A 4,638-nucleotide genomic window follows, 5' to 3' on the forward strand; every position below is an offset into this window, starting at 1 on the left:
TGCGGGACGGCTCGATCGGCCCCCACTTCATCTCGTTCTCCGCGGTGACCCCGTTGAACTCCCGGTCCCACGTCGCCACGTAGGTCGAGTCGTTCAGGTGGCCGGCCGCGATCGCGGTGCCGAAGTAACGGCCGCTCTGCGCGGCGGCCGCCCCGAGGGTGCTCGCCGCGGCATTGGCCGGGAGGGTGGCCGACAGGGCCGTCACCACCCCGAGTACGCCGAGAGCCCCGGCGGCCAGCGCCCGGCGTGGGCCGCTGAGCGGTCGCCTGGCGCCACCGGCGGATAGGGGGAAATCGCTCATGCCTGAGCCTCCACTGCTGCATCACTGAAAGGGAAACGCGAGGACGCGCCCCCGCGGGAAGACGCCACGCCCGGGACGCACGACGATCGGCGTCACGAACGGCGGCCTCCGCCGTCCACCACCAGGTCCGGCAGAAAGAGGCCGCTTCGGAAAGTCAGTCTGGAAATCTCCACGAAACGTGTCAAGACTGCGTCGGAGAGGCTGGAGCCGTCTCCCTGCCGCAGTCGCACGCGCCGGGCGCGTGGCACGCACCGCCACCGCGCTTTCCCGCCGCCTCGTCATCCGTTTCGGGACGGTGCCGGCTTGATGAATGTTTCAGCACCCCGCCCACCTCGGCATGTGCGCCGCCCGCCCATCGGAGCAGTTGAGGCCCGCCCGGCGGCACGGCGCCCGGGCGGGCGGATCCGGCTCGCTTGACGGGACCTGACCCCGTCGTATTGGCTCCGCCGCACCACCACCGACATCGACGCCTATGAGAAGGGCGGGCCCGGCAGCGTACGTGTGAGCGTTAACAAGCCTTGACCCGCCTTCGCGCACGGAGGTGGGGTGATCCCCCGCCGCCGAGGGCCGCCGAGGCTCCGGGCGGCGCGCCGACGCGCCGCCCGCCTCGCACGCGTGCTCGGTTCCGCAAACCCCAAGCACCATCCGCGGCCACGACAGCCAGTGTGAGCGTTAACAGAAGATTTCTCCTAATAGATCACATTCTTCGGGAGTACTGATGAAGATCCCTCGCGTTCGGCTCTGGCCCACCGTCGGCGTCGACGCCACGGCCGGCGCCACCAGGCTCATGCGGACGAGGCGGTTGGCCGCGATCCTCCTGGCTCTCGCCCTGCCGGTGCTCGGTACGGTGCTGGGGGCGGGCGCCGCGAGCGCGGAGTCCAACGGCGGGGTTCGGGTGATGCCGCTGGGTGACTCGATCACCGAGGGCACCCAGGTGCCGGGCGGCTACCGCATCGGGCTGTGGCAGCGCCTGGCCGCCGGCCGCTACACCGTGGACTTCGTCGGCTCGCAGTACAACGGGCCGGGCAACCTTGGCGACCACGACCACGAGGGCCACCCCGGCTGGCGGATCGACCAGATCGACGCCAACATCACCGGCTGGCTGCGCAGCTACACCCCCCGCACCGTGCTGCTGCACATCGGCACCAACGACGTGCTGCAGAACTACAACGTCTCCTCCGCCCCCCAGCGGCTGTCCACCCTGATCGACCACATCACCTCGGCCGCGCCCAACGCCGAGGTGTTCGTCGCCACGATCATCCCGCTGTCGAACTCCGGCCAGGAGTCGGCCGCCCGCACCTTCAACGCCGCCGTCCCCGGCATCGTGCAGTCGAAGGTCAACAGCGGCAAGCACGTCCACCTGGTCGACATGCACAGCAAGCTCACCACCGGCGACCTCATCGACGGTATCCACCCCACCGCGAACGGCTACGACAAGATGGCCGCCGCCTGGTACGCCGCCCTCCAGTCGGTCCCGGGCAGCCTCGGCCAGGCGCCCAGCCCGAGCCCCAGCACCAGCCCGTCGGCGAGCCCCAGCGCGAGTCCCAGCGCGAGTCCCAGTGCCAGCCCGTCGGCGAGCCCCTCGACGAGCCCTTCGACGGGCCCGACGCCGGGCAACAGGTCGTGCTTGGCCAAGTACACGCTGACCGGGCAGTGGCAGGGCGGTTTCCAGGCCGACGTGACCGTCACCGCGGGCGGATCGCCCATCTCCTCCTGGACCGTCGCCTGGCGGTTCAGCGACGGCCAGACGGTCACCCAGTCGTGGAACGCCACGATCACCTCAAGTGGATCAGAGGTCACCGCCCGGAACGTGAGCTACAACGGCGCGCTCGGCGCCGGCGCGAGCACGCAGTTCGGCTTCCTCGGCAGCTCGAACGGCGCCAACAGCGTGCCGTCCGTGACCTGCACCGCGATCTGACGAACTTGGCAGCCGGGCGGCTCCCGGGCCGGTAAGGCCCGGGAGCCTCCGCGCACGAAAGGACCTCCTGTGAAACGAAGGCTCAGATCCCTGCTGGCCGCCGCCTCGTTGCCCCTGGTACTCGTCGGCATGCTGCTGGCCGCCCACCCCGCCGCGGCCGCCTCGCTCACCCGGATCACCGGGTTCGGCACCAACCCGACCAACCTCAACATGTACCTCTACGTCCCCGACCGGGTCGCCGCCCGCCCCGCCCTGCTCGTCCTGGTCCACTACTGCAGCGGCTCGGCCAGCGCGATCTTCAACGGCAACGGCCACGACTACGTCACCGCCGCCGACCGCTACGGCTACATCATCGTGGTCCCCGAAGCCACCCGCAGCGGATCCTGCTTCGACGTCTCCACCCCCGCCGCGCTGCGCCGCGACGGCGGCAGCGACTCCACCGGCATCATGGCCATGGTCAACTACACCCGCCAGCGCTACAACGTCGACCCCGGCCGCATCGTGGTCAGCGGCTTCTCCTCCGGCGCCATGATGACCAACGTCCTGGCCGCCGAATACCCCGACGTGTTCTCCGCCGCCTCCGCCTTCTCCGGCGTCCCGGCCGGCTGCTTCGCCACCACCAACGGGTCGCTGTGGAACAGCCAGTGCTCCGGCGGCCAGATCACCAAGACCGCCCAGCAGTGGGGCGACCAGGCCCGCGCCATGTACCCCGGATACACCGGCCGCTACCCCCGCATGCAGCTGTGGCACGGCACCACCGACACCACCCTGCACTACAACAACTTCGGCGAAGAGATCAAGCAGTGGACCAACCTCAACGGGTTGAGCCAGACCCCCGCCTTCACCGACCACCCCCAGTCCTCCTGGACCCGCACCCGGTACGGCAACACCGGCACCCAGGCCACCGTCGAGGGCATCAGCATCTCCGGCGTCGGCCACCAGCTCCCCATGAGCGGCCAGCTCGCCTACGCCATCTCCTTCCTCGGCCTCGACGCGCCGAGCACCTCCATGTCGCCGTCGCCGTCGCCGTCCGCGTCTCCCACGCGGTCTCCGTCACCCTCGCCGTCGCCCTCGCCGTCGGCCTCCCCTTCGCCGTCGCCGAGCGCCTCCCCGAGCACTTCGCCGTCCGGTCAGCCGGGCGCCTGCCGCGTCAGCGCGACCGTCAACAGCTGGGCCAACGGCCTGACCGAGGACATCACCGTCACCAACACCGGCTCCTCCGCCGTCAACGGCTGGTCGCTGGCCTTCACCCTGCCCGGCGGGCAGACCATCACCAACGGCTGGAACGCCACCTACTCGCCCACCAGCGGCCAGGTCACGGCGACCAACGTGAGCTACAACGGCTCGATCCCGCCCGGCGGCTCCGTCCAGATCGGCTTCCAGGCCACGCACACCGGCAACGCCGGCAAGCCCACCTCGTTCACGCTGAACGGCGCCACCTGCACCGTGTCCTAGAGAACACCGTGTCCTGACGACACAGCCCAAGACCCATGATCTGGAGGACTTCAGTGCCCCCCATTCGACATCGGCGCTGGCTCGCGGCCGCGATGGCCGCCGCGCTCGGCGCTCTCGGAGTCACGACCGCAGGCACGGCCCAGGCCGCCGCGGGCTGCGAGGTCACCTACACGGTGACCAGTTCGTGGCCGGGCGGCTTCGGCGCCGACGTGAAGGTGTCCAACCTGGGCGACCCGATCAACGGCTGGAAGCTGACCTGGACGTTCACCGCCGGGCAGACCATCACCCAGCTCTGGAACGGCACCCACACCCAGTCGGGCGCGCAGGTCACGGTGAGCGACGCGGGCTACAACGCGTCGATTCCCACCGGCGGCAGCACGAGCTTCGGCTTCAACGGCGGGCTGAGCGGCTCGGCCAACCCGGTGCCGACGAACTTCGCCGTCAACGGCACCGCCTGCACCGGCACCGTGACCAGCAGCCCCTCGCCCAGCCCGTCGCCGAGCCCCAGCGCCAGCCCGTCGCAGAGCCCTTCACAGAGCCCGTCGCCCAGCCCGTCGCCGAGTGCCTCACCGAGTGCCTCGCCGAGTGCCTCGCCCAGCCCGTCGCCGAGTCCGTCGGCCACTCCGAGCGGGCCGTGGCCGCCGTCGTCGACGTACTCCAACCCGGTGCTGTGGGACGACCTGGCCGACATCGACATCATCCGGGTCGGTGACACCTACTACTACTCCGCCTCCACGATGCACTACTCGCCCGGCGCGCCGGTCCTGCGCTCCTACGACCTGGTGCACTGGGAGTACGCCGGCCACTCGGTGCCCAAACTCGACTTCGGCAACAAGTACGACCTCAACGGCGGCCGCGGCTACGTCAACGGCATCTGGGCGTCGTTCCTGAACTACCGGCCCAGCAACAAGACCTTCTACTGGGGCGGCTGCATCGACTTCAGCAAGACCTACATCTACACCGC

Annotated in this window: 4 protein-coding genes; 3 read left to right on the plus strand and 1 reads right to left on the minus strand. The window is 70.2% G+C overall.

Annotated elements, in window-relative coordinates:
- On the minus strand, nt 1-301 hold a 301-nt coding region (locus FED44_RS35320; protein WP_138463391.1), incomplete at its 3' end, for an endo-1,4-beta-xylanase.
- Nucleotides 302-1,019: 718 nt separating this feature from the next.
- Here FED44_RS35320 and FED44_RS37920 point away from each other — a divergent pair.
- The 3 genes from FED44_RS37920 to FED44_RS36945 form a co-directional block, all read left to right on the plus strand.
- Entirely contained in the window at nt 1,020-2,219 is a 1,200-nt protein-coding gene (locus FED44_RS37920) for a cellulose binding domain-containing protein (protein WP_244302552.1), read from the plus strand.
- Between the two features lie 69 nt (nt 2,220-2,288).
- On the plus strand, nt 2,289-3,674 hold the full coding sequence (locus FED44_RS35330) for an extracellular catalytic domain type 1 short-chain-length polyhydroxyalkanoate depolymerase (RefSeq protein ID WP_244302553.1): 1,386 nt from the start codon (nt 2,289-2,291) through the stop codon (nt 3,672-3,674).
- Nucleotides 3,675-3,727: 53 nt separating this feature from the next.
- A partial coding sequence (locus FED44_RS36945; protein WP_208759345.1) for a cellulose binding domain-containing protein occupies nt 3,728-4,638 on the plus strand: 911 nt, incomplete at its 3' end.

The organism is Microbispora triticiradicis, from assembly GCF_005864065.1.
In the GTDB taxonomy this organism is placed as follows: domain Bacteria; phylum Actinomycetota; class Actinomycetes; order Streptosporangiales; family Streptosporangiaceae; genus Microbispora; species Microbispora triticiradicis.